This is a genomic window from Pseudomonas helleri, from assembly GCF_009600315.1.
GTDB classification, from domain to species: domain Bacteria; phylum Pseudomonadota; class Gammaproteobacteria; order Pseudomonadales; family Pseudomonadaceae; genus Aquipseudomonas; species Aquipseudomonas helleri_A.
The window spans coordinates 73,411-96,334 of record NZ_WIWC01000008.1 but is presented as its reverse complement, the minus strand read 5'-3'; the positions used below and the strand labels follow the sequence as shown (position 1 = coordinate 96,334).

Annotated in this window: 17 protein-coding genes and 4 tRNA genes; 12 read left to right on the top strand and 9 right to left on the bottom strand. The window is 56.7% G+C overall.

Going from position 1 to position 22,924, the window contains the following annotated elements; translation table 11 throughout:
• Nucleotides 1-147: 147 nt before the first annotated feature.
• On the top strand, nt 148-1,299 hold the full coding sequence (locus GHN86_RS07390) for a TDT family transporter (RefSeq protein WP_153376946.1): 1,152 nt from the start codon (nt 148-150) through the stop codon (nt 1,297-1,299).
• Nucleotides 1,300-1,432: 133 nt separating this feature from the next.
• Nucleotides 1,433-3,307: an MFS transporter gene (locus tag GHN86_RS07385; RefSeq protein ID WP_153377364.1), complete on the top strand. Its 1,875-nt coding sequence runs from the start codon at nt 1,433-1,435 to the stop codon at nt 3,305-3,307.
• Between the two features lie 85 nt (nt 3,308-3,392).
• Here GHN86_RS07385 and sugE read toward each other — a convergent pair whose 3' ends face one another.
• The 3 genes from sugE to rdgC form a co-directional block, all read right to left on the bottom strand.
• Nucleotides 3,393-3,707, bottom strand: coding sequence for a quaternary ammonium compound efflux SMR transporter SugE (gene sugE, locus GHN86_RS07380; RefSeq protein WP_153376947.1), 315 nt, complete (start codon nt 3,705-3,707; stop codon nt 3,393-3,395).
• Between the two features lie 116 nt (nt 3,708-3,823).
• Complete coding sequence (locus tag GHN86_RS07375) at nt 3,824-4,789, bottom strand: bile acid:sodium symporter family protein (RefSeq protein ID WP_153376948.1); 966 nt, start codon at nt 4,787-4,789, stop codon at nt 3,824-3,826.
• A 178-nt stretch (nt 4,790-4,967) separates the two neighbouring features.
• A complete protein-coding gene (gene rdgC, locus GHN86_RS07370; protein ID WP_122784604.1) occupies nt 4,968-5,888 on the bottom strand; it encodes a recombination-associated protein RdgC in 921 nt (306 codons plus the stop codon).
• Nucleotides 5,889-6,048: 160 nt separating this feature from the next.
• Between rdgC and GHN86_RS07365 the strand changes: the two genes are divergently transcribed.
• From GHN86_RS07365 to GHN86_RS07350, 4 genes are all read left to right on the top strand, one after another.
• Nucleotides 6,049-6,124, top strand: a tRNA-Val gene (locus tag GHN86_RS07365).
• A 19-nt stretch (nt 6,125-6,143) separates the two neighbouring features.
• A tRNA-Asp gene (locus GHN86_RS07360) sits at nt 6,144-6,220 on the top strand.
• Nucleotides 6,221-6,438: 218 nt separating this feature from the next.
• Nucleotides 6,439-6,514, top strand: a tRNA-Val gene (locus tag GHN86_RS07355).
• Between the two features lie 19 nt (nt 6,515-6,533).
• Nucleotides 6,534-6,610, top strand: a tRNA-Asp gene (locus GHN86_RS07350).
• A gap of 207 nt (nt 6,611-6,817) precedes the next feature.
• Here the strand turns inward: GHN86_RS07350 and GHN86_RS07345 are convergent.
• From GHN86_RS07345 to GHN86_RS07325, 5 genes are all read right to left on the bottom strand, one after another.
• A complete protein-coding gene (locus GHN86_RS07345) occupies nt 6,818-7,552 on the bottom strand; it encodes a phosphoadenylyl-sulfate reductase (RefSeq protein ID WP_153376949.1) in 735 nt (244 codons plus the stop codon).
• 69 nt (nt 7,553-7,621) lie between these two features.
• Complete coding sequence (pabB, locus tag GHN86_RS07340) at nt 7,622-8,965, bottom strand: aminodeoxychorismate synthase component I (protein WP_153376950.1); 1,344 nt, start codon at nt 8,963-8,965, stop codon at nt 7,622-7,624.
• Between the two features lie 212 nt (nt 8,966-9,177).
• The gene (locus tag GHN86_RS07335; RefSeq protein ID WP_153376951.1) at nt 9,178-10,161 is read right to left on the bottom strand and encodes an alpha-L-glutamate ligase-like protein; all 984 of its coding nucleotides are present in this window, start codon (nt 10,159-10,161) and stop codon (nt 9,178-9,180) included.
• Entirely contained in the window at nt 10,161-11,693 is a 1,533-nt protein-coding gene (locus GHN86_RS07330) for an inactive transglutaminase family protein (RefSeq protein WP_153386307.1), read from the bottom strand. Before GHN86_RS07330 ends, GHN86_RS07335 begins: the two co-directional genes overlap by 1 nt.
• Before the next feature lie 5 nt (nt 11,694-11,698).
• Nucleotides 11,699-12,235 (bottom strand): ATP-dependent zinc protease, encoded by a 537-nt coding sequence (locus tag GHN86_RS07325; protein WP_153376952.1) that lies wholly within the window; start codon nt 12,233-12,235, stop codon nt 11,699-11,701.
• A gap of 282 nt (nt 12,236-12,517) precedes the next feature.
• Here GHN86_RS07325 and GHN86_RS07320 point away from each other — a divergent pair, with 282 nt between their 5' ends.
• The 5 genes from GHN86_RS07320 to prpF all read left to right on the top strand — a co-directional run bounded on the left by GHN86_RS07320 (nt 12,518) and on the right by prpF (nt 19,361).
• Nucleotides 12,518-13,240 carry a GntR family transcriptional regulator gene (locus GHN86_RS07320; protein WP_153376953.1) on the top strand — a complete coding sequence of 241 codons (723 nt, stop codon included), beginning with the start codon at nt 12,518-12,520 and terminating at the stop codon, nt 13,238-13,240.
• Entirely contained in the window at nt 13,237-14,124 is an 888-nt protein-coding gene (prpB, locus tag GHN86_RS07315) for a methylisocitrate lyase (RefSeq protein WP_153376954.1), read from the top strand. Before GHN86_RS07320 ends, prpB begins: the two co-directional genes overlap by 4 nt.
• Nucleotides 14,125-14,334: 210 nt before the next feature.
• Nucleotides 14,335-15,462, top strand: a complete 1,128-nt coding sequence (gene prpC / locus GHN86_RS07310) for a 2-methylcitrate synthase (protein WP_153376955.1) — start codon at nt 14,335-14,337, stop codon at nt 15,460-15,462.
• A 73-nt stretch (nt 15,463-15,535) separates the two neighbouring features.
• Nucleotides 15,536-18,127, top strand: a complete 2,592-nt coding sequence (gene acnD, locus GHN86_RS07305) for a Fe/S-dependent 2-methylisocitrate dehydratase AcnD (RefSeq protein WP_153376956.1) — start codon at nt 15,536-15,538, stop codon at nt 18,125-18,127.
• A gap of 43 nt (nt 18,128-18,170) precedes the next feature.
• The gene (gene prpF / locus GHN86_RS07300; protein WP_153376957.1) at nt 18,171-19,361 is read left to right on the top strand and encodes a 2-methylaconitate cis-trans isomerase PrpF; all 1,191 of its coding nucleotides are present in this window, start codon (nt 18,171-18,173) and stop codon (nt 19,359-19,361) included.
• A 173-nt stretch (nt 19,362-19,534) separates the two neighbouring features.
• Here the strand turns inward: prpF and GHN86_RS07295 are convergent, their stop codons facing one another.
• Nucleotides 19,535-20,353, bottom strand: a complete 819-nt coding sequence (locus GHN86_RS07295; protein WP_153376958.1) for a pyruvate, water dikinase regulatory protein — start codon at nt 20,351-20,353, stop codon at nt 19,535-19,537.
• Nucleotides 20,354-20,530: 177 nt separating this feature from the next.
• Between GHN86_RS07295 and ppsA the strand changes: the two genes are divergently transcribed.
• The gene (ppsA, locus tag GHN86_RS07290) at nt 20,531-22,906 is read left to right on the top strand and encodes a phosphoenolpyruvate synthase (RefSeq protein WP_153386305.1); all 2,376 of its coding nucleotides are present in this window, start codon (nt 20,531-20,533) and stop codon (nt 22,904-22,906) included.
• Nucleotides 22,907-22,924 lie beyond the last annotated feature (18 nt).

The following is a 22,924-nucleotide window of genomic DNA, read 5'->3' as shown; positions in this document are numbered from 1 at the left end:
GAGCGTGGCGTGGAGTCGCAGGGCTTGAAAATGAATAGATGTCTACATATCTGCAAAATAGATAACAGTTAGAGAAATTACCCGTTTTATAGATATTTAATTTGGTTCTAGTCTTACGGCACCTCATACGAGGAAGAGGAGGAACCCATGACTTGCCCAAACAAAGCCCAAACAGTGTTGCGGCCTTTTAGCCAGCTGCAGCACCCGCGTGAGGTGATCCGCCAGTTCACCCCGAACTGGTTTGCCGCCACCATGGGTACGGGGGTTTTGGCGTTGGCATTGGCTCAACTGCCCGTGCAGCTACCAGGTGTGCGTATTTTTGCCGAAGGGTTGTGGCTGTTCAATATAGGTTTATTCGTACTGTTCAGCGTGCTGTATGGCGCCCGCTGGGTGCTGTTTTTCGATGAGGCGCGGCGTATTTTCGGGCACTCCACGGTTTCGATGTTCTTCGGCACCATTCCGATGGGGCTGGCCACCATCATCAATGGTTTTTTGGTGTTCGGCGTACCGCGCTGGGGCGACGCCATGGTGCAGGTGGCCGAGGTGCTGTGGTGGCTCGATGTGGCCATGGCGCTGGGGTTCGGGGTAATCATTCCCTACCTGATGTTCACCCGTCAGGACCATACAATTGATCAGATGACCGCTGTGTGGCTGTTGCCGGTCGTTGCGGCAGAGGTGGCGGCGGCCAGTGGCGGCCTGTTGGCGCCTTACCTGACCGACACCGTCATGCAGTTCCATGTACTGATTACCAGCTATGTGCTGTGGGCGTTTTCGGTGCCGGTGGCCTTCAGTATTTTGACCATTCTGATTCTGCGTATGGCTTTGCATAAGTTGCCCCATGAAAGCATGGCCGCTTCAAGCTGGTTGGCCTTGGGCCCCATTGGTACGGGAGCGCTGGGCTTGCTGCTGCTGGGATCTGATGCTCCGGCGATTTTTGCTGCCAATGGCTTGGCCCGCATTGGCGAGATTGTCGAAGGCCTGGGGCTTATTTCTGGCGTGATTCTGTGGGGTGTAGGGTTGTGGTGGATCGTGATGGCCGCGATGATCACCGTGCGTTACTTCCGCTCAGGCATCCCGTTTAACCTTGGCTGGTGGGGCTTCACCTTCCCTCTGGGCGTGTATTCACTGGCCACTTTGCGTCTGGGCAGCGTACTGCACCTGACCTTCTTTAATATCGCTGGCTGTGTGCTGGTGCTGGCGCTGGCGCTGATGTGGCTGGTAGTGGGCAAACGCACGTTAGTCGGGGCTTATCGCGGAGAGTTATTCGTTTCGCCCTGCATTGCCGGGCTTAAAAAGTAGGACGTATGCTCAGGTTCTGTACGAAAGTGCCCAACGTGGCATTTTCCATACAGAACCTGAGTAAGGTTGTGCCTTGAGTGTTACAACAGCACTCCAAAGAGAAAGCCATCGGCGCAACGTGAGTACATGGATGATGAGTCACCCCTCGCAGTTCAGTTTGCTAAAGAAGCGTCGCTTCCTGCCGTTTTTCATCACCCAGTCCTTGGGTGCACTCAATGACAACTTGTTCAAGCAGTCGCTGATTCTCGCCATCCTTTATAAGTTGAGCATCGAGGGTGATCGTGGCATTTGGGTCAATCTGTGTGCGCTGCTGTTTATAGTGCCGTTTTTCCTGTTCTCGGCGCTGGCCGGGCAGTTTGGCGAGAAGTACGCCAAGGACCGATTGATTCGCCTGATCAAATTGGGTGAGATCGCCATTATGGTGGTGGGTGCCATTGGCTTTGCCTTTGATCATCTCGCATTGATGCTGATCGCTTTGTTTGCAATGGGCACTCATTCGGCACTCTTCGGGCCGGTGAAGTATTCAATTCTGCCGCAAACCTTGCATGAAGATGAACTGGTCGGGGGTAACGGGCTGGTTGAGACGGGCACCTTTCTATCGATTCTGGCGGGAACCATCGGCGCGGGCATCATGCTCTCGTCGAGCAATTACACCACCGTAGTTTCAGTGGTGATTATCAGTGTCGCGGTGCTGGGTTATCTGGCCAGCCGCTCTATCCCTCCAGCGCCTGCTGATACGCCACACATACGGTTGAACTGGAACATTTTCAGTGCGTCATGGGCAACTTTGCGCATGGGGTTGAATCAGACACCAGCGGTATCACGCTCGGTCGTGGGTAACTCATGGTTCTGGTTTGTCGGTGCCATTTACCTGACACAGATTCCGGCCTATGCCAAAGATTGGCTCTACGGCGATGAAACCGTGGTCACCCTGATTCTCACCGTATTTTCGGTAGGGATCGCCTTGGGGTCCATGCTGTGCGAGAAGCTGTCGGGGCGTAAGGTCGAAATTGGGTTGGTGCCTTTTGGTTCGTTCGGTCTGACGGTTTTTGGTCTTCTGCTGTGGTGGCATTCCGGACAGATGCCACAGAATATTCAGGCCAATGACTGGTTGGGTGTGCTGGGTTTTAGTCAGGCGTGGTGGGTGCTGCTGGATATTCTCGGGCTTGGCGTGTTTGGCGGGTTTTACATCGTGCCGCTGTATGCGTTGATTCAATCGCGCACGGCTGAAAACGAACGTGCGCGGGTGATTGCGGCCAACAACATTCTCAATGCCCTGTTTATGGTGGTCTCAGCCATCGTCACCATTGCGTTGCTGAGCGTGGCCAAGTTGACGATTCCCGAGTTATTCCTCGTGGTGTCGCTGATGAACATTGCGGTCAATACCTACATCTTCAAAATCGTGCCTGAATTCAGCATGCGCTTTCTGATTTGGCTGCTCAGTCACTCCTTGTACCGGGTTGAACACAAAGGGCTGGACTCGATACCGGATGAAGGGGCAGCGTTATTGGTGTGTAACCACGTGTCGTTTGTGGATGCGCTCTTGATTGGCGGAGCAGTGCGGCGGCCGATTCGTTTTGTGATGTATTACAAGATCTACAACTTGCCCGTACTTAACTTTATCTTCCGCACCGCCGGGACCATTCCGATTGCCGGGCGTGCTGAAGATGAAGCTATTTATGAACAGGCCTTCAACAAGATTGCCGAGTACCTGAATGACGGTGAGTTGGTGTGTATTTTTCCGGAAGGCAAGTTGACCACCGATGGCCAGATCAACGAGTTCAAAGCTGGGGTCAAATTGATTCTGGAACGCACCCCGGTGCCGGTGATTCCGATGGCGTTGCAGGGGTTGTGGGGGAGTTTCTTCAGTCGCGACCCGAATAAAGGCGTGTTTCGCCGTTTATGGTCGCGGGTGACATTGGTTGCGGGTGCGCCATTGACGCCAGAAGAGGCGACGCAAAAAGCATTGCGTGAGCGGGTCATTGAGTTGCGGGGGCAGAACCTGTAGCCGCTGCCGCAGGCTGCGAAGAGGGAGGCGCGCTCTTGAGAAAGCGGCTCGCTTCGCAGCCTGCGGCAACGACTACAGTCCTTTATTACGCGCTGATCTTCAGACCGATTAAACCGGCAATGATCAGCGCAACACTGGCCAGCCGAAACAGCGCCATTGACTCGCCAAACAGAATGATCCCGGCGATTACCGTGCCGACCGCACCGACGCCAGTCCAGATCGCATAGGCCGTACCCAGTGGCAGTTCTTTCATTGCCAGCCCGAGCAGCCCGAGGCTGACGGCCATGGCGGCGATTGTCAGCGCAGTCGGTAGCGGGCGGCTGAAGCCATCGGTGTATTTCAAGCCGACGGCCCAGCCAACTTCAAACAGACCGGCGAAAAACAGAATAATCCAGGACATGGTGCCTCCATCAATTGATGGGGTCGTCCCCAGAATAATCACTCGATGAGTCGCGAGGTCGTCCTCGCAATGGGCAAAATATGCCCGTAATTAATCTGACAGACAACCCCGAAATTTCAGTCAGCAGCACGAGCCTCCGCTGCCAGGCGATCTTCCTTTTCGCTCATGCGACGGAAGTACGTAGACAGCAGTGCCCCCGAGATGTTGTGCCATACGCTGAACAAGGCGCTGGGCACGGCCGCCAACGGTGAAAAGTGTGCGCTGGCCAGTGCGGCGCCCAAGCCCGAGTTCTGCATGCCAACTTCCAGTGCCAGCGACTTGCGTTGGGCCAGCGGAAGCTTGAACAGGCGACCCGTAAAGAACCCCAGTAAATAGCCGAAGCTGTTATGCAGGATCACCACAGCCATGATCAGTAATCCTGACTGGGCGATCTGTGCCTGACTGGCAGCAACCACCGCAGCCACGATAATCACAATGCTGACGACCGAGACCAGCGGCAGTACATCGACCGCAAAGCGAACCCGTGAGCCCAGTAGGCGCTGGGCCAGAACCCCGAGTACGATAGGCAGCAACACCACCTGCAAAATCGACCAGAACAGATCCATAAATGAAACCGGCAACCAGGCCGATGCCAGCAGCCAGATCAGGGCCGGAGTCAGAAGCGGAGCGAGGAGGGTGGTGACGGCGGCAATGGCCACGGACAAGGCAAGATCGCCACGGGCCAGCCAGGTCATGACATTGGATGAGGTGCCGCTTGGGCAGCAGCCGACCAGAATGACGCCCACGGCGATTTCCGGGGGCAGATGAAACACTTGGCAGAGCAACCACGCCACGCCGGGCATGATCACGAAATGAGCAACCACGCCCAGCGCCACGCGCCACGGATGGCGGGCAACTTCGGCGAAGTCTTCGAGTTTGAGGGTCAGGCCCATGCCGAACATCACCAAACCCAGCAACGGTACGATGTAGCCTTTTAGGCCAACGAACCAACCGGGTTCGATAAATGCCAGCACAGCAAAGATCAGTACCCAGTAAGCGAAGGTATTGCCGACAAAGCGGCTTAGAGCAGCGAGTGCGCGCATGGTGTTCCTTTATTGTGATTATGGTGGTTGTAGCAGCTGCCGCAGGCTGCGTCCGGCGACGCAGTCGTCGTAAATTGAGTCAATGCGATATGCCTGCATTACCACATGCGCTGAATTTACGATCGCTTCGCAATCGGACGCAGCCTTCGGCAGCTGCTACGAGGGTCAATTAAAGCCGTTAGATCCCTTGCGGGGTTTCTTCGCCGCCCAGCGCTTCAAACAGTTGCGGCAAGAACTCGCCGAAGGTCAGCATCATCAGCGTGAAGCTGGCATCCTGCTGACCCAGATCGTCGTCGCCGCCGTCCTGTTCAGCCTGATCTTGCAGCAGGTCTTCAAACTTCAGGCGCTTGACCACCAGCTTGTCGTCCAGCACGAACGACAGTTTGTCTTGCCAGGCCAGGGACAGTTGAGTCACGACTTTGCCCGTGCTCAGGTGCAACTGGATTTCGTCGCTGGTCAGGTCCTGACGTTTGCAGCGGATGATGCCGCCATCTTCATGCGTATCGCGCAGTTCGCATTCATCGAGGACGAAGAAGTTGTCGGCGGCTTTTTGCGTTTTGACCCATTCTGTCATCACGGCGCTCGGCGCGGTTTTGACTGCCAGCGGACGAACCGGCAAGGAGCCGATCACTTCACGCAGCGTCGACAGCAAGTCTTCTGCGCGTTTCGGGCTGGAGGCGTTGACCAGAATCAGGCCCTGTTTCGGCGCAATGGCGGCAAAGGTTGCCGAGCGACGAATAAAGGCGCGTGGCAAGAAGGCCTGGATAATTTCATCCTTGAGTTGATCGCGCTCCTTCTTATAAACCTTGCGCATTTGTTCGGCTTCGATCTCTTCAACCTTCTCCTTTAAAGCATCGCGTACAACGCTGCCTGGCAGGATGCGTTCTTCTTTGCGGGCGGCGATCAGCAGGAAGTCCTGGCTGACGTGAACCAGCGGTGCGTCTTCGCCTTTGCCGAACGGGGCAACGAAGCCGTAGGTGGCTACTTCCTGGCTTGAACACGGGCGGGCCGGTTTGGTGGCCAGTGCCGTTTCCAGCACCTGCGCATCAAAAGGCAGATCTTGGGTCAGGCGATAGATAAGCAGGTTTTTGAACCACATGGGGTGAATCACTCCTATATACAAAGGCGCATTATTCGCTTGATAGCCTTAATAGGCCAACCCTGCGCTAAGCCTTTGTCATCGTTAGAAAAATTATTTTAAAAAGTGCTTGCCAGACTATAGGTCGCTCCGTAGAATGCGCGCCACACCGAGAGTGAAAGGGTGATTAGCTCAGCTGGGAGAGCATCTGCCTTACAAGCAGAGGGTCGGCGGTTCGATCCCGTCATCACCCACCATTCGCTCACAGTGTTACGCGCAGCGGTAGTTCAGTCGGTTAGAATACCGGCCTGTCACGCCGGGGGTCGCGGGTTCGAGTCCCGTCCGCTGCGCCATTTTTTGTACCACAAGCCCCTTGAACGCTTGTGGTTGGATAAGTCCGCTGAATGCAGGCTTCTCCTGAAAGGCTTCGATTTTGCAGTCCGCTGCCGAATCAAAGAGTGGGGCGTTGGAAACGGAAGTTTTTAAAGAGTTTTGAAAAAAACTTGAATAAAAACAACCACTTACACGAAAAGTGTGAGAGAATGCGCTCCGCAACGAGAGTGAAGTGAAAGGGTGATTAGCTCAGCTGGGAGAGCATCTGCCTTACAAGCAGAGGGTCGGCGGTTCGATCCCGTCATCACCCACCATTCGCTTTCAGTGTTACGCGCAGCGGTAGTTCAGTCGGTTAGAATACCGGCCTGTCACGCCGGGGGTCGCGGGTTCGAGTCCCGTCCGCTGCGCCATATTAGAGTCACAAGCCCCTTGAACGCTTGTGACACGCAATAAAGCCTGCCTTGTGCAGGCTTTTTTGTGCGCGTGTGTTTTGTATATAGACAGTCTGTAGTCGCTGCCTAAGGCTGCGAAGGGTTGCGCAGCAACCTGTTTTCCGGAAAGCGCCGACGACTGCTTCAAAGCCGTCGTCAGCGATAGGTGAGTAAGCCTGTGTAGCCCTAGTGTTTAGCGATCAGGTTGCCAGCGTGCAGCCCGCATTCCTTTTGCGTCGCTTCTTCCCACCACCAGCGGCCTTCGCGTTCGTGCTGGTTAGGCAGCACCGGGCGCGTGCAAGGTTCGCAGCCAATGCTGATAAACCCGCGCTCGTGCAGGCTGTTGTAAGGCAGTTCCAGCATGCGGATATAGCCCCAGACTTCCTCGCTGGTCATTTGTGCCAGCGGGTTGAATTTGTACAGGGGACGCTCAGGCGTGGAAAATGCGCCGTCGATTTCCAGCGCGGCGACCTGGCTGCGGGTGCCCGGGCTCTGATCGCGACGCTGGCCGGTGGCCCATGCTTTGACCGTCGACAACTTGCGACGCAGCGGTTCGATTTTGCGGATGCCGCAGCACTCGCCGTGGCCGTCCTTATAGAAGCTGAACAGACCTTTTTCTTTGACGAACGGCTCCAGCTTGGTGTGATCAGGCGAGATCAGCTCAATCTGGATCTTGTAGTGCTCGCGCACTTGGTCGATAAAGCGATACGTCTCAGGGTGCAGGCGGCCGGTGTCGAGGCTGAACACTTTAACGTTTTTGTTGAGTTTCCAGGCCATGTCCACCAGCACTACGTCTTCGGCGCCGCTGAAGGAGATCCAGAGTTCGTCGCCGAAATGTTCAAAGGCGAGTTTAAGAATGTCTTGCGGTGATTTGCTGGCGTATGTCGCGGCGGTTTGTGCGACGTCGAACAGATGGCTCATCAGGCGGCTTCCTACGGTGAATGGCGCTGGGCGCTCTCTAGTGGGCGAGATGGTAGCAAAAACCGCGGGCTACAGGGTTTGCAGCGTATCGAGCAAGACTTTCACCTTGGTGATGGATTCCTGATATTCATCCTGCCAGTGCGAGTCAGCCACAATGCCGCCACCACCCCAGCAGCGGGCGTGTCCATCTTTGACCAGTACGGTACGGATGGCGATGGAGCTGTCCATTTCGCCGCGCACATCCAGATACAGCAAGGAGCCGCAGTAGATGCCGCGTCGTGTGGGTTCCAGTTCATCGATGATCTGCATGGCGCGGATTTTTGGGGCGCCGGTGATCGAGCCGCCCGGAAAACTGTCGCCAATCAGGTCCAGAGCATCCTTTCCGTGCGCCAGTTCCCCGGTCACGCTGCTCACCAAGTGATGAACGTTGGGATAGCTTTCGAGGTTAAACAGCTCTGGCACTTTGACTGAGCCCGTGCGGCAAGTGCGTCCCAGATCATTGCGCAGCAAATCAACAATCATTAAATTTTCTGCGCGATCCTTGGGGCTGGCCAGAAGTTCGGCGGCGTTGGCTGCATCTTCTGCGCTGTCTTTGCCTCGCGGGCGGGTGCCTTTAATGGGGCGTGTCTCAACCTGATTATGGCTGACACGAACAAAGCGTTCTGGCGACAGACTCAAAATCGCGTCGTCGCCAGTCAGGCTCATAAACCCCGAAAACGGTGTCGGGCATGCGCTACGCAATGCTCGATAAGCTGCCCACGCGTCGCCTTCGCAGGGGGCGCTGAAGCGTTGGGTGTAATTGACTTGATAACAGTCGCCCGCCTTGATGTAGCGATGTATCTGCGTCAACGCCTGCTCATAGTGCTGGGCACTGATATCGGCCTGCATGGGTTGTTTTAATGAAAAAGGACGGCTATGCACGTCTGCGGGCTGGCTAAACAGCTGCGTCAGGCGCTCACGCTCTGTCTTTTCAAGGCTTTGGTGAAACACCAATTGGCTGGTAGCGGCGTGATGATCGCTGATAAGCGCCCAGGCATACAGGCCCAGCTGTGCGTCAGGAAGGTGCACATCGTCTTGTGAGTGCGCGGGCAACTGCTCCAGGTGGCGACCGAAATCGTAACTGAGGTAACCGATCAGGCCGCCGGCAAAGGGCAGTTCATAAGTCTCCGGGAGTTCGGCATTGCCCAGTTGCTTGAGGGCGTTGCGCAGTCGCTGCAAAAACTCGCGGCCTGATTCATCGGGTTGCACGCAAAGCGCCTGAAGTGGCCACGCGCTCATCAAGTCGTAGCGTCCACGGTCAGCGGCGGGGCGGCCACTGTCCAGCAGCACAGCGCCGGGCGCATGGCGAATGTGCGCAAAGTAATCGGCAGGATTGGTGAGGTAGGGCAGCGGGTGTACAGAGCAGGTCAACATGCGAAGCCAGGCAGCCATCGGGGCGGGAGGGAGGGATTGTAGTCCTGAGTGCCAGGGCAACGCTAATCCCGTAGCAGCTGCCGAAGGCGGCGTTCGATTGCGAAGCGATCGTAAAACCTGAGAGCAGAGTTTAACTGATACACCCCAGCATCTGATTTTGCGACGACTGCGTCGTCGGACGCAGCCTTCGGCAGCTGCTACGGTTTTTAGTGTCAGTCTTTAGGGTGAATGTGCCCAAACAACTCCTGAGCAAAGCGCACCCGCTCTTCAGGGGTTTCCTTGATGCCTTTGGCTGCGAGCTCTTCGAGGTGAGCTTCGACGGCATGAGTGCGCAACGTCAGGCCGCAGTCGTTGGCAATCTGGATATTCAGTCCCGGCCGGGCGTTCAGCTCCAGAATCAGCGGACCTTTCTCCTGATCGAGCACCATGTCCACGCCGATGTAGCCAAGACCGCACAATTCATAGCAGCCCGCCGCCAGCTTCATGAAACCGTCCCAGTTGGGCAGTTGCACGCCATCCACCGCGTTGGTGGTGTCAGGGTGCTTGCTGATGATGTTGTTCAGCCATGTACCGCGCAGGGTCAGGCCAGTGGCCAAGTCGACGCCGACACCGATGGCGCCCTGATGCAAGTTGGCTTTGCCGCCCGATTGGCGGGTCGGCAAGCGCAACATGGCCATCACCGGGTAGCCCATCAGCACAATGATGCGAATATCCGGCACGCCTTCGTAGCTGATGCTTTTGAAGATCTGATCCGGAATCACCCGGTATTCGATCAGTGCGCGGTCGCGGTGGCCGCCCAAGGAATAGAGGCCGGTCAAAATACTCGAAATTTGATGTTCGATTTCTTCATGGCTGATGATTTTTCCCGACACCGTGCGAAAGCGTTCTTCAAAGCGGTCGGCAATGACCAGAATACCGTCACCGCCCGCGCCTTGCGCAGGCTTGATCACGAAGTCGGTCCGCCCGCCGATGATGTCATCGAGTTTCTCGATGCCTTTCTCGGTGGAGATCACGCCGTACATCTCCGGCACGTGAATGCCGGCTTCGAGGGCGCGTTCTTTAGTGATGATCTTGTCATCCACAATCGGGTACAAGCTGCGTTTGTTGTACTTGAGTACGTAGTCCGCATTGCGCCGGTTGATGCCCATGATGCCCCGGGCTTCCAGGGCCTTCCATGTCTTCCAGAGGCCAAACATCAGGAGTCAGCCTTCAGGAAGGCTTTGAAGCGCACCAGTTCAGTCAGGCGGTAACCGCGATAACGACCCATGGCCAGCATAAAGCCCACAAGAATCAGCAGCACAGCCGGGAAGGTGAACACGAAGTACACCAGTTCCGGGATGCTCATCACCAGATAGGCCAAGGTGGCGGCAAACAGGGTGCCGATGGCGACTTTCATGGCGTGGCCGCCACCGCGCTCTTCCCAGGTGATCGACAGGCGCTCAATGGTCATGGTCAAAATCACCATCGGGAACAGCGCAACCGATAGTCCGCGTTCCAGGCCCAGCTTGTGGCTGAACAGACTGATGGCGGCGATCAGTATCACCACAAAGGTCAGTACCACCGAGAGTCGCGGCAGCATTTGCAGCTTCAAGTGCTCAAGATAAGACCGCAACATCAGCCCGAGCGCCGTTATCACCGTAAACAGGATGATGCCAAACTCCAGTTGGGTTTCGCGGAACGCCAATGCAATCAGCACCGGGGTGAACGTGCCCAGGGTTTGCAGGCCGATCAGGTTGCGCAATACCAGAATCATCAGTACGCCGATCGGGATCATGACCATGATCATGAACGTTTGCTGAGTTTGCAGTGGCAAACCGTACAACGAGTATTCAAGGAAGTTGGCGTCTGTGTTCTCGTCGGTCAGCTTGGCCAGGCGAATGGCGTTCATTTCGCTGTTGCTGAGGCTGAACGTTACGTTGGCTTTCTTGCCGCCATCGACGGTGACCATAGGCTCATCGCCCGTCCACCACAGCAGGCGGTCAGCCGGCAGCCCTTGTTCACCGGTTTCCGGATTGAAATACAGCCAGTCGTTGCCATTGAAGCTACGCAGCCACAGCTCAGGGGTTTGCGGCTGATCGGCGACCAGGCGGATGGTGTGTACTTTTTCCATCGGAACGTGGGCAATCGACAGCAGCAGCTCAATGACCTGAGCTTTATGTGCAGTAGAGGGGTCGCCCGCCAGCAGCAGCTTTACGTTGTCATCACTGGGGTTGTTGACCCGTTTGATGGTCTCGCTGATGAAGGTTTCGACATCGGCCGAATGCTGGCGAATGGGGGCCAGCAACGCTTCGGCAGCGATTTTTTCGGGGCCTTCGACAGCGATGCTGTCGCGGAAGACCGGGCCTTTGACCTTGGTTTTATCGCCCGAATAGCGTTTGGTCAGCACCAGACGGTAGTACAGGGTTTGCTTGCCACTGACCCGGCGTGCGGACCAGGTGACTTTGCGGTTGCCATCAACCCGGTTAACGCTTACCCCGTAATTATTGGAGATAAAGCTTTCATTGAGGCTCACGTAGTCGCGGTTAAGCGGCGGCACGAACATTTGAACTTTGACCGGGTCTTTGGAGCTGGCGACGAACTCGACTTTGGCGTCGATGTTCCACAGGTCGTCGGTAGCGTCTTCGGTCACCGGAATGCCGAGGGCAAAAATCTGATAAGCAGTGATCGAAATCCCGAGCACCACCAGGATGGTGATCAAGATTTTCAGATGAAGGGTTAGCGCACGCATTTCAATTACTCTGCGGTTTGAGCGTTGGCGACACAGGCAGGTTTGCCAGCAGCGTATTTAAGACTGGGGTCGACCAGCGCATCAAAGCGTTTAAGCGCTTCGGAGCCGATCAGCAGCGGGTATTGGAACGCACTTCGGTCAGTCAAGTTCACTTCTATCGTACGTAAAGCTTTGCCCATACAAATTTCCAGGTTGATCACCGGGCGCGACGTGTAGTTTTTGTCGGCTTGCGGGTCGTAGTCACCTGAGCGGCGTTTGATCTTGCTGACGCGGGCCAGCGGGCGTTCTATGGGGTGCGAGTGGGCGTCATCGATGGCCAGATAAAAGCGAACCCAGCTCTCGCCATCGCGCTTGAAGCGTTTGATGTCGCGAGCGCTGAGTGAGGCCGTTTTAGCGCCGGTGTCGAGTTTGGCGGCTACTTGCAGGTCGATGCCTGCCAGTTCGGCGTATTCGTTGAGGCCGTACACGGTCTTTTCGCCACCCAGGCTCAAGCTCGGCAGGCATAGCAGGGAAAGAAGGGTAGACAGGGTGAGAAATTTCATAAATCGGGGCGTGGTCTCTTGCAATCTTCAGTTCAAGGCGACTGGCAGGAGCGCAAGTGTCCTCGTGCGGCTGTCCTCTATAAGGAGGGCAGGGCGGATGCGGGCGGCATTCTAACATGATGGTTTTATGGCGCCAGCGTTGAGGCGTTTCGCAACGCTCATGGAGGTTGTCGATACAACCAAGGTCGAATGCATGGATTGTCGACAATATCTATTTATGCTTTGACTATTTGCCTTCGAATCGCTAGTTTTGGCGCTATTGATTTCAAAGGTGTCGACAATATGCTGCAAGCACTGGATTCTGATCTGAACGTTCAGGACGATTCGGAAACCCTCTCCGAGAACGTCTTCAGGCGCATTCAGGCGGCTATTGTCAAAGGCGAAATCGCCCCCGGCAGCAAAATTTCCGAGCCTGAACTGGCGCGCACGTATGGCATCAGCCGCGGGCCGTTGCGCGAAGCCATTCACCGGCTTGAAGGTCAGCGCTTGCTGGTGCGCGTCCCCCATGTAGGCGCCCGTGTCGTGTCCTTGAGCCACGCTGAACTGATCGAACTCTATGAAATTCGAGAGTCCCTGGAAGGCATGGCCTGCCGCCTGGCCGCCGAACGCATGAGTGATGAAGACATCGCCGAGTTGCGTCGCGTGCTCGAAACCCATGAACGTGATGAGGCGTTTCAGGCCGGTGTCGGCTACTACCAACAGGAAGGCGACTTCGATTTTCATTACAAGATTATTCAAGGCAGCGGCAATCGCACGCTGACCCAAATGCTCTGCGGCGAGCTGTACCAATTGGTGCGCATGTACCGCATCCAGTTCTCCACCACCCCCAACCGCCCGCATCAGGCGTTTGCCGAGCACCACCGCATTCTCGACGCCATTGCCGATCGCGACGGTGAACTGGCCGAGTTATTGATGCGCCGCCATATCGGCGCGTCCAAACGCAATATTGCGCGTCACTACCAAGACAGCGCCCAGCAGACAGCCACTCCACGAGGTGAGTCATGAGCAATAAAAACAGTCCAGGCCAGCGGTTCCGTGATGCAGTCGCCAGTGAACATCCCCTGCAAGTGGTGGGTGCAATCAACGCCAACCATGCGCTTCTAGCCAAGCGCGCCGGTTTCAAGGCGATTTACCTGTCGGGTGGCGGGGTAGCGGCGGGTTCTCTGGGCGTGCCGGACCTGGGCATCACCGGGCTTGATGATGTACTGACCGATGTTCGCCGCATTACCGACGTGTGCGACCTGCCGCTGCTGGTCGACGTGGACACCGGTTTTGGCTCCTCATTTTTCAACGTGTCGCGCACCGTCAAATCGATGATCAAGTTCGGTGCGGCGGCGATTCACATCGAAGACCAGGTGGGCGCCAAACGCTGCGGTCATCGTCCGAATAAAGAAATCGTCTCGCTGCAAGAAATGGTTGATCGCATCAAGGCGGCGGTGGATGCACGCACCGATGACAGCTTTGTGATCATGGCGCGTACCGATGCGCTGGCGGTAGAAGGCCTGGAGTCGGCGCTTGAGCGTGCGGCGGCATGTGTGGAAGCGGGCGCAGACATGGTGTTCCCTGAAGCCATCACTGAGCTTGAAATGTACAAACTGTTTGCCAACCGAGTGAAGGCGCCGATTCTGGCCAACATCACCGAGTTCGGCGCAACGCCGTTGTACACCACCGAAGAACTGGCCAGTGCGGATGTTTCACTGGTGCTGTACCCGCTGTCGGCTTTCCGGGCAATGAACAAGGCGGCGGAAAACGTCTACGGCGCGATCCGACGCGACGGCACTCAGCAAAACGTGATCGACACCATGCAGACCCGCATGGAACTGTACGACGCCATCAACTACCACGCGTTTGAGCAAAAGCTCGATGCGGTGTTTGCCGGGAAGAAATAACTTGCCCGTTTCGTAGCAGTTGACGAGCCGTACGAGGCTACGTCCGGCTGCGAAGCAGTCGTAAAACCCTAAGGCACTATTTGCCTGAATGAATACGTTGTCTGGTTTGCGACCGCTTCGCGCTCGAACGTAGCCTCGCAAAGCTCGTCAACTGCTACGAAGTTACAAAGACTTGCCGAATCCCTAATAAATTCAAGATTGGAGAGCGCAATGGCCGAAGCAAAAGTATTGAGTGGTGCCGGATTACGCGGCCAGGTGGCCGGTCAAACGGCGTTGTCGACCGTAGGTCAGGAAGGCGCTGGACTCACTTATCGTGGGTATGACGTGCGTGAGTTGGCCGCCGATGCCCAGTTCGAAGAAGTGGCTTACCTGCTGCTGTACGGCGAACTGCCTAACAAAACCGAGCTGGCTGACTACACGGCCAAGCTCAAATCCCTGCGCGATTTGCCACAGGCGTTGAAAGAAGTACTGGAGCGCATTCCTGCTGACGCGCATCCGATGGACGTGATGCGTACCGGTTGTTCGTTTCTGGGCAACCTGGAGCCGGAGAAAGACTTTTCCGAGCAACTGGACAAGACCAACCGCCTGCTGGCCACCTTCCCGGCGATCATGTGCTACTGGTATCGCTTCAGCCACGATGGCAAACGCATCAACTGCGTGACTGACGAAGATTCGTTGGGTGGCCACTTCCTGCACTTGCTGCACGATAAAAAGCCGAGCGAGTTGCACGTTAAAGTGATGAATGTGTCACTCATCCTTTATGCCGAGCATGAGTTCAACGCGTCCACCTTCACGGCGCGAGTCTGTGCATCGACCCTGTCTGACCTGTACTCATGCATCACGGCGGCCATCGGCTCGTTGCGCGGTCCGCTGCATGGCGGTGCCAACGAAGCGGCGATGGAAATGATCGAGCGTTTCAGCTCGGCTGAAGACGCCGTTCAAGGCACCCTCGGCATGCTGGCGCGTAAAGACAAGATCATGGGCTTTGGTCATGCGATCTATAAGGACAGTGATCCGCGTAACGAAGTGATCAAGCAATGGTCGAAAAAGCTGGCCGATCAAGTGGGTGACACGGTGTTGTTTCCGGTGTCCGAGGCCATTGATAAAACCATGTGGGAACAGAAAAAGTTGTTCCCTAACGCCGACTTCTACCATGCCTCGGCGTACCACTTCATGGGGATTCCAACCAAGCTGTTCACCCCGATTTTTGTCTGCTCGCGCCTCACCGGGTGGGCCGCACACGTGTTCGAACAGCGTGCCAACAACCGCATCATCCGCCCGAGCGCCGAGTACACCGGCGTCGAACAGCGCAAGTTCGTGCTAATCGAGCGTCGCTGACCCGCAGGGTGCTTCGCCCGCGTCTTGCAGGGCGGGGCACCCCCAGACTCACCCGTGATCGAGCCCTACGCCAATGAACACTGAATTTCGCAAAACGCTACCGGGCACCCGACTGGATTATTTCGACACCCGCGCGGCAGTCGATGCGATCAAGCCGGGGGCTTATGACACGCTGCCTTACACCTCCCGCGTGCTGGCCGAAAACCTGGTCCGTCGCTGTGACCCCGCGACCCTGAATGCGTCGTTGAGCCAGTTGATTGAACGCAAGCGCGATCTCGACTTCCCATGGTTTCCGGCCCGCGTGGTGTGCCACGACATTCTTGGCCAGACCGCGCTGGTGGACCTCGCCGGCCTGCGCGATGCCATCGCCCAGCAAGGTGGCGACCCGGCGCAAGTGAACCCGGTGGTGCCGACCCAACTGATCGTTGACCACTCGTTGGCGGTGGAATGTGGCGGGTATGACCCCGAGGCCTTTGAGAAGAACCGGGCCATCGAAGACCGTCGCAACGAAGACCGCTTTCACTTTATCGAGTGGACTAAAAAGGCCTTTAAAAACGTCGACGTGATCCCGCCCGGCAACGGCATCATGCACCAGATCAACCTGGAGAAAATGTCCCCGGTGATTCAGGTGCGTGACGGTGTGGCCTTCCCGGACACCTGCGTGGGGACCGACAGTCACACCCCGCACGTCGATTCGCTGGGTGTGATTGCCATTGGCGTCGGTGGTCTTGAAGCCGAAAGCGTAATGCTCGGTCGGGCCTCCTGGATGCGCTTGCCAGAAATTGTTGGCGTAGAGCTGACCGGCAAGCTGCAACCGGGTATCACCGCGACGGACATGGTATTGGCGCTGACTGAGTTTCTGCGCAAACAAAAAGTCGTCGGTGCCTGGCTGGAGTTCTATGGCGAAGGCGCTGCGGCCCTGACATTGGGCGACCGTGCGACCATTTCCAACATGGCCCCGGAATACGGCGCCACAGCGGCGATGTTTTATATCGACCAGCAAACCATTGATTACCTCAAGCTCACCGGCCGCGAAGATCAGCAAGTTCAACTGGTCGAAAATTATGCCAAGGTCAGCGGCCTGTGGGGCGACAGCCTTAAAGGCGCGCAATACGAGCGTAACTTGAGCTTTGATCTGTCCTGCGTGGTGCGCAACATGGCCGGCCCGAGCAACCCGCACGCCCGTGTCGCCACCAGCGAGTTGGCAGCCAAAGGCATTGCCGGGCAGTGGGACGATGTGCCGGGGCAAATGCCGGATGGCGCCGTGATCATTGCAGCCATCACCAGTTGCACCAACACCAGCAACCCGCGCAACGTGATTGCCGCCGGTTTGATCGCCCGTAACGCCAACAAGTTGGGCTTGGCCCGCAAACCGTGGGTCAAGTCGTCGCTGGCGCCAGGTTCGAAGACCGTGGCTCTGTACCTGGATGAAGCAGGGCTGACCGATGAGCTGGAGCAGTTGGGCTTTGGTGTCGTCGGGTTTGCCTGCACCACTTGCAATGGCATGTCAGGGGCACTGGATCCGAAGATTCAGCAGGAAATCATCGACCGCGACCTGTACGCCACTGCTGTGCTGTCGGGTAATCGTAACTTTGACGGGCGCATCCACCCCTACGCCAAACAGGCCTTTTTGGCTTCGCCGCCATTGGTCGTAGCCTATGCGATTGCCGGTACGATCCGTTTCGATATCGAAAAGGACGTATTGGGCCTCGATGCCCAAGGCAATGAAATTCGTTTGAAGGACATCTGGCCGAGCGACGAAGAAATCGACGCTGTGGTCAAGGCTGCCGTTAAGCCTGACCAATTCCGTCAGGTGTATATCCCGATGTTCGCGATTCACGAAGACACCGGCCCCAAAGTTGAGCCGTTGTACGATTGGCGCCCGCAGAGCACCTACATCCGTCGTCCGCCTTACTGGGAAGGCGCGCTGGCCGGTGCGCGTCCGCTCAAGGGCATGCGCCCGCTGGCGGTGTTGCCGGACAACATCACCACTGATCACTTGTCGCCGTCCAACGCCATCATGCTGGACAGTGCCGCGGGTGAGTATTTGGCCAAAATGGGTTTGCCGGAGGTCGACTTCAACTCTTACGCGACCCACCGTGGCGATCACCTGACCGCCCAGCGTGCGACGTTTGCCAACCCCAAACTGTTCAATGAAATGGTCATCGAAGATGGCAAGGTCAAGCAGGGTTCTTTGACCCGGCTGGAGCCGGAAGGCCAAGTGATGCGCATGTGGGAGGCCATCGAGACCTACATGGATCGCAAGCAACCGCTGATCATCATTGCCGGTGCCGACTACGGGCAAGGTTCGTCCCGCGACTGGGCGGCCAAAGGCGTACGTCTGGCCGGGGTTGAAGCCATCGCGGCCGAAGGCTTCGAGCGCATTCACCGTACCAACCTGGTGGGTATGGGCGTGTTGCCGCTGGAATTCATGCCGGGCACTGACCGTAAAACACTGCAAATAGACGGCAGCGAAACCTACGACGTTATCGGTGAGCGCACGCCACGTGCCACGCTGACGCTGGTGATCACCCGTAAAAACGGTGAGCGTGTTGAGGTGCCTGTGACCTGCCGTCTGGATACGGCTGAAGAAGTGTCGATCTATGAGGCGGGTGGCGTGTTGCAGCGCTTTGCTCAGGACTTTCTGGAATCGGCTTCTGCTTGATTGCAGTGCCGGGGCCAGTGCCCCGGCCTTTGAAGGAGTTTTTATGGCCTACGCAGCACAAATCAAAATCCCCGCGACTTATATGCGCGGTGGCACCAGTAAAGGTGTTTTTTTCAGCCTGCTCGACCTACCGGCGATTGCTCAGGTGCCGGGTGCCGCGCGAGATGCCTTGCTGTTGCGCGTTATCGGCAGCCCCGACCCGTATGAAAAACAGATCGACGGTATGGGCGCCGCGACCTCCAGCACCAGCAAAACCGTAATCGTGAGCAAAAGTGCCCACGCCGATCACGATGTGGACTACCTGTTTGGCCAAGTCGCCATCGACAAACCGTTTGTCGACTGGAGCGGCAACTGCGGCAACCTCTCGGCTGCGGTCGGCTCGTTTGCCATCAGCAGCGGTCTGGTGGATGCGTCGCGCATCCCGCAAAACGGCATCGCGGTAGTGCGAATCTGGCAAGCCAACATCAGTAAAACGATTATTGCTCATGTGCCGATAACCGACGGCGCGGTGCAGGAAACCGGTGATTTTGAGCTGGATGGCGTAACGTTTCCGGCCGCTGAGGTGCAGCTTGAGTTCCTCAATCCGGCGGCGGACGAAGAAGGGGCGGGCGGCTCGATGTTTCCGACCGGTAATCTGGTGGATGATCTGGAAGTACCGGGCGTGGGCACTTTGAACGTGACCTTGATCAATGCGGGCATTCCGACGATCTTCGTCAATGCACGGGACGTGGGGTACACCGGGGCTGAACTGCAGAACGACATCAACAGCGACCCGAAAGCCCTGGCCATGTTCGAAACCATCCGCGCACACGGTGCGTTGCGCATGGGCTTGATTGACCGGCTTGAAGACGCAGCCAAGCGTCAGCACACCCCGAAAGTGGCGTTTGTCGCCGAGCCTTTGGATTACGTGTCCTCCAGCGGCAAACCAGTCAGTGCGCAGAGTGTTGACCTGCTGGTGCGGGCGCTGTCGATGGGTAAGTTGCACCACGCGATGATGGGCACGGCGGCGGTGGCCATTGGCACGGCGGCGGCGATTCCCGGCACGCTGGTCAACCTTGCAGCGGGCGGTGAACAGCGCAGCGCTGTGCGCTTCGGGCATCCGTCGGGCACCTTGCGTGTGGGTGCCGAGGCACAACAAGTGAATGGCCAATGGACCGTCACCAAAGCGATCATGAGCCGCAGTGCGCGGGTTTTGATGGAAGGTTGGGTGCGGGTGCCTGGCGATTCGTTTTGATAGCGTAAACCCTCACCCCAACCCTCTCCCAGAGGGTGAGGGGGCTGATATGTGGTGCCGCACAAATCAGCTTTTGCCTTTAGTCCCCTCTCCCTCTGGGGGAGGGCCAGGGTGAGGGTGCTTTTGCCTTTAGTCCCCTCTCCCTTTGGGAGAGGGCTAGGGTGAGGGTGCTTCTACTTGAAACGGCGCTCTACACCTTTCTCGACCAGAATTTTGGCCGAGATTTCTTCGACCGAGAAATGCGTGGAGTTGATATGCGGAATGTTTTCACGCTGGAATAAACGCTCAACCTCACGCACTTCAAACTCGCACTGGGCGTAGCTGGAATATTGGCTATTGGGCTTGCGCTCGTTGCGAATGGCAGTCAAGCGATCAGGGTCGATGGTCAGGCCAAACAGCTTGTGTTTATGCGCCTTTAACGCGGGAGGAAGCTTGAGGCTTTCCATGTCGTCATCCGTCAGCGGGTAGTTGGCCGCGCGTATCCCGAATTGCATGGCCATATAAAGGCAGGTTGGGGTTTTGCCGCAGCGCGAGACACCTACCAGGATCAGGTCGGCCTTGTCGTATTTATGCGTACGTGCGCCATCGTCATTATCGAGGGCAAAGTTAACCGCTTCGATACGCTCCATGTAGTTGGAGTTATGGCCAATGGAGTGCGATTTGCCCACGGAATAGGAAGAATGCTCTGCCAGCTCCTGCTCCAGCGGGGCAAGAAAACTGGAGAAGATGTCGATCATGAAACCATTGGACGTGGCCAGAATCTCACGGATGTCCTGATTGACGATGGTGTCGAAAATAATCGGGCGAACCCCGTCTTTTTCGGCGGCATTATTGATTTGTTGTACCATTGCCCGCGCTTTTTCAGCGTTGTCGATGTACGGGCGGGTGAACTTGCTGAAGGTCACATTTTCAAATTGCGCCAACAAACTTTGGCCCAAAGTCTCGGCAGTGATGCCGGTGCCGTCGGAGATAAAGAAAGCAGTTCGTTTCATTTGCGCTTGGGCCTTAAGCTGGTGACGAATCTTGGATATGATAGGTGCGATTTTGTTGCACTACATGTCATCCAGTGTCACTTATTTTCCAGGTCCAGGCCACAATCGCTGCGATGCTCCCTAGATGAGCATTCAGTGCCCTGAGCTTTTCCCAACACAGTTAGTGGAGAGATCACCTTGGTAGAGTACGTAGTTTCCCTCGATAAGCTCGGCGCCCATGACGTAGAGCACGTAGGGGGCAAGAACGCATCCCTCGGCGAGATGATCAGTAATCTTGCAGGCGCTGGTGTTTCGGTTCCCGGTGGTTTTGCCACCACTTCCCAGGCGTACCGTGATTTTCTTGAACTTAGCGGCTTGAACGATCAAATCCATGCTGCGCTCGACGCGCTGGATGTCGATGACGTCAACGCACTGGCCAAAACCGGCGCGCAGATCCGTCAATGGATCATGGAAGCCGAGTTCCCTGAGAAGCTCAACGAAGCTATTCGCACGGCCTTCGCTACCTTGTCCAACGGCAACCCTGATATGGCGGTAGCGGTACGCTCGTCAGCGACGACCGAAGACTTGCCGGATGCGTCCTTTGCGGGTCAGCAAGAAACCTTTCTGAATATCCGTGGCGTTGAAAACGTGATTCGTGCGACCAAAGAGGTGTTTGCCTCCTTGTTCAACGATCGGGCGATTTCCTACCGTGTGCATCAGGGCTTTGACCACAAACTGGTCGCCCTGTCGGCGGGTGTGCAGCGTATGGTGCGCTCCGAAACCGGCACTGCGGGTGTGATGTTCACTCTGGACACCGAGTCGGGCTTTCGTGATGTAGTGTTCATCACCGGCGCCTACGGATTGGGTGAAACCGTCGTTCAAGGCGCGGTAAACCCGGACGAATTCTACGTTCACAAGCAAACTCTGGAAGCGGGCCGTCCTGCCATTTTGCGCCGCAACCTGGGCAGCAAAGCGATCAAGATGATTTACGGCGCCGAAGCCAGCGCCGGCAAGTCGGTGAAGGTGATCGACGTTGATCAGGCCGACCGTGCGCGCTTCTGCCTCACTGACGCCGAAGTCAGCGAATTGGCCAAGCAAGCCATGATCATCGAAAAACACTACAAGTGCCCGATGGACATCGAGTGGGCCAAAGACGGCGACGACGGCAAGCTTTACATCGTTCAAGCGCGTCCTGAAACCGTGAAAAGCCGCAGTGCCGGCAATGTCATGGAGCGCTACCTGCTCAAAGAAACCGGCACCGTGCTGGTTGAAGGTCGCGCCATTGGCCAGCGTATTGGTGCGGGCAAAGTGCGCATCATTAAAGACGTGTCCGAGATGGACAAAGTGCAGCCAGGCGATGTACTGGTTTCCGACATGACCGACCCGGACTGGGAGCCGGTGATGAAACGCGCCAGCGCCATCGTCACCAACCGGGGCGGGCGCACCTGTCACGCGGCGATCATCGCCCGTGAATTGGGCATTCCGGCCGTGGTCGGTTGCGGCAACGCCACTCAGCTGTTGAAAGACGGTCAGGGCGTGACAGTGTCCTGCGCTGAAGGCGACACCGGTTTTATCTTCGAAGGCGAACTGGGCTTCGACATCAAGAAAAACTCCGTCGACGCCATGCCGGAACTGCCGTTCAAAATCATGATGAACGTCGGTAACCCTGACCGTGCCTTTGACTTCGCACAGCTACCGAACGCCGGTGTGGGTCTGGCTCGTCTGGAATTCATCATCAACCGCATGATCGGCGTGCACCCTAAAGCGCTGTTGAACTACGACGGTCTGCCGCCGGAAATCAAAAACAGTGTCGACAAACGTATCGCTGGCTACGACGATCCCGTCGGTTTCTACGTAGAAAAACTGGTTGAAGGCATCAGCACGCTGGCGGCTGCGTTTACCCCGAAAAAAGTCATCGTGCGCCTGTCGGACTTCAAGTCCAACGAGTACGCCAACCTGATCGGCGGCAAGTTGTACGAGCCGGAAGAAGAAAACCCGATGCTGGGCTTTCGCGGTGCGTCGCGTTACATCAGCGAAAACTTCCGTGACTGCTTCGAACTTGAGTGCCGCGCGCTTAAACGTGTGCGTGAAGAAATGGGCTTCACCAACGTCGAAATCATGGTGCCGTTCGTCCGCACTTTGGGTGAGGCGAGTCAGGTGATCGACTTGCTGGCCGAAAACGGCCTCAAGCGCGGCGAAAACGGCCTGCGCATCATCATGATGTGTGAACTGCCGTCCAACGCGATTCTGGCTGAAGAGTTCTTGGAATTCTTCGACGGCTTCTCCATCGGCTCCAACGACCTGACTCAGCTGACGCTGGGCCTGGACCGTGACTCCGGTGTGATTGCGCACTTGTTTGATGAACGTAATCCGGCAGTTAAAAAGCTGCTGTCCAACGCCATTCAAGCGTGCAACAAAGCAGGCAAGTACATCGGTATTTGCGGGCAGGGCCCTTCCGATCACCCGGATCTGGCGCTGTGGCTAATGGAGCAGGGCATTGAAAGTGTGTCGTTGAACCCCGACACCGTGCTGGAAACCTGGTTTTTCCTGGCAGAAGGTCAGGCGCAAGCTTGAGTCGTTGAGAGACGGGCG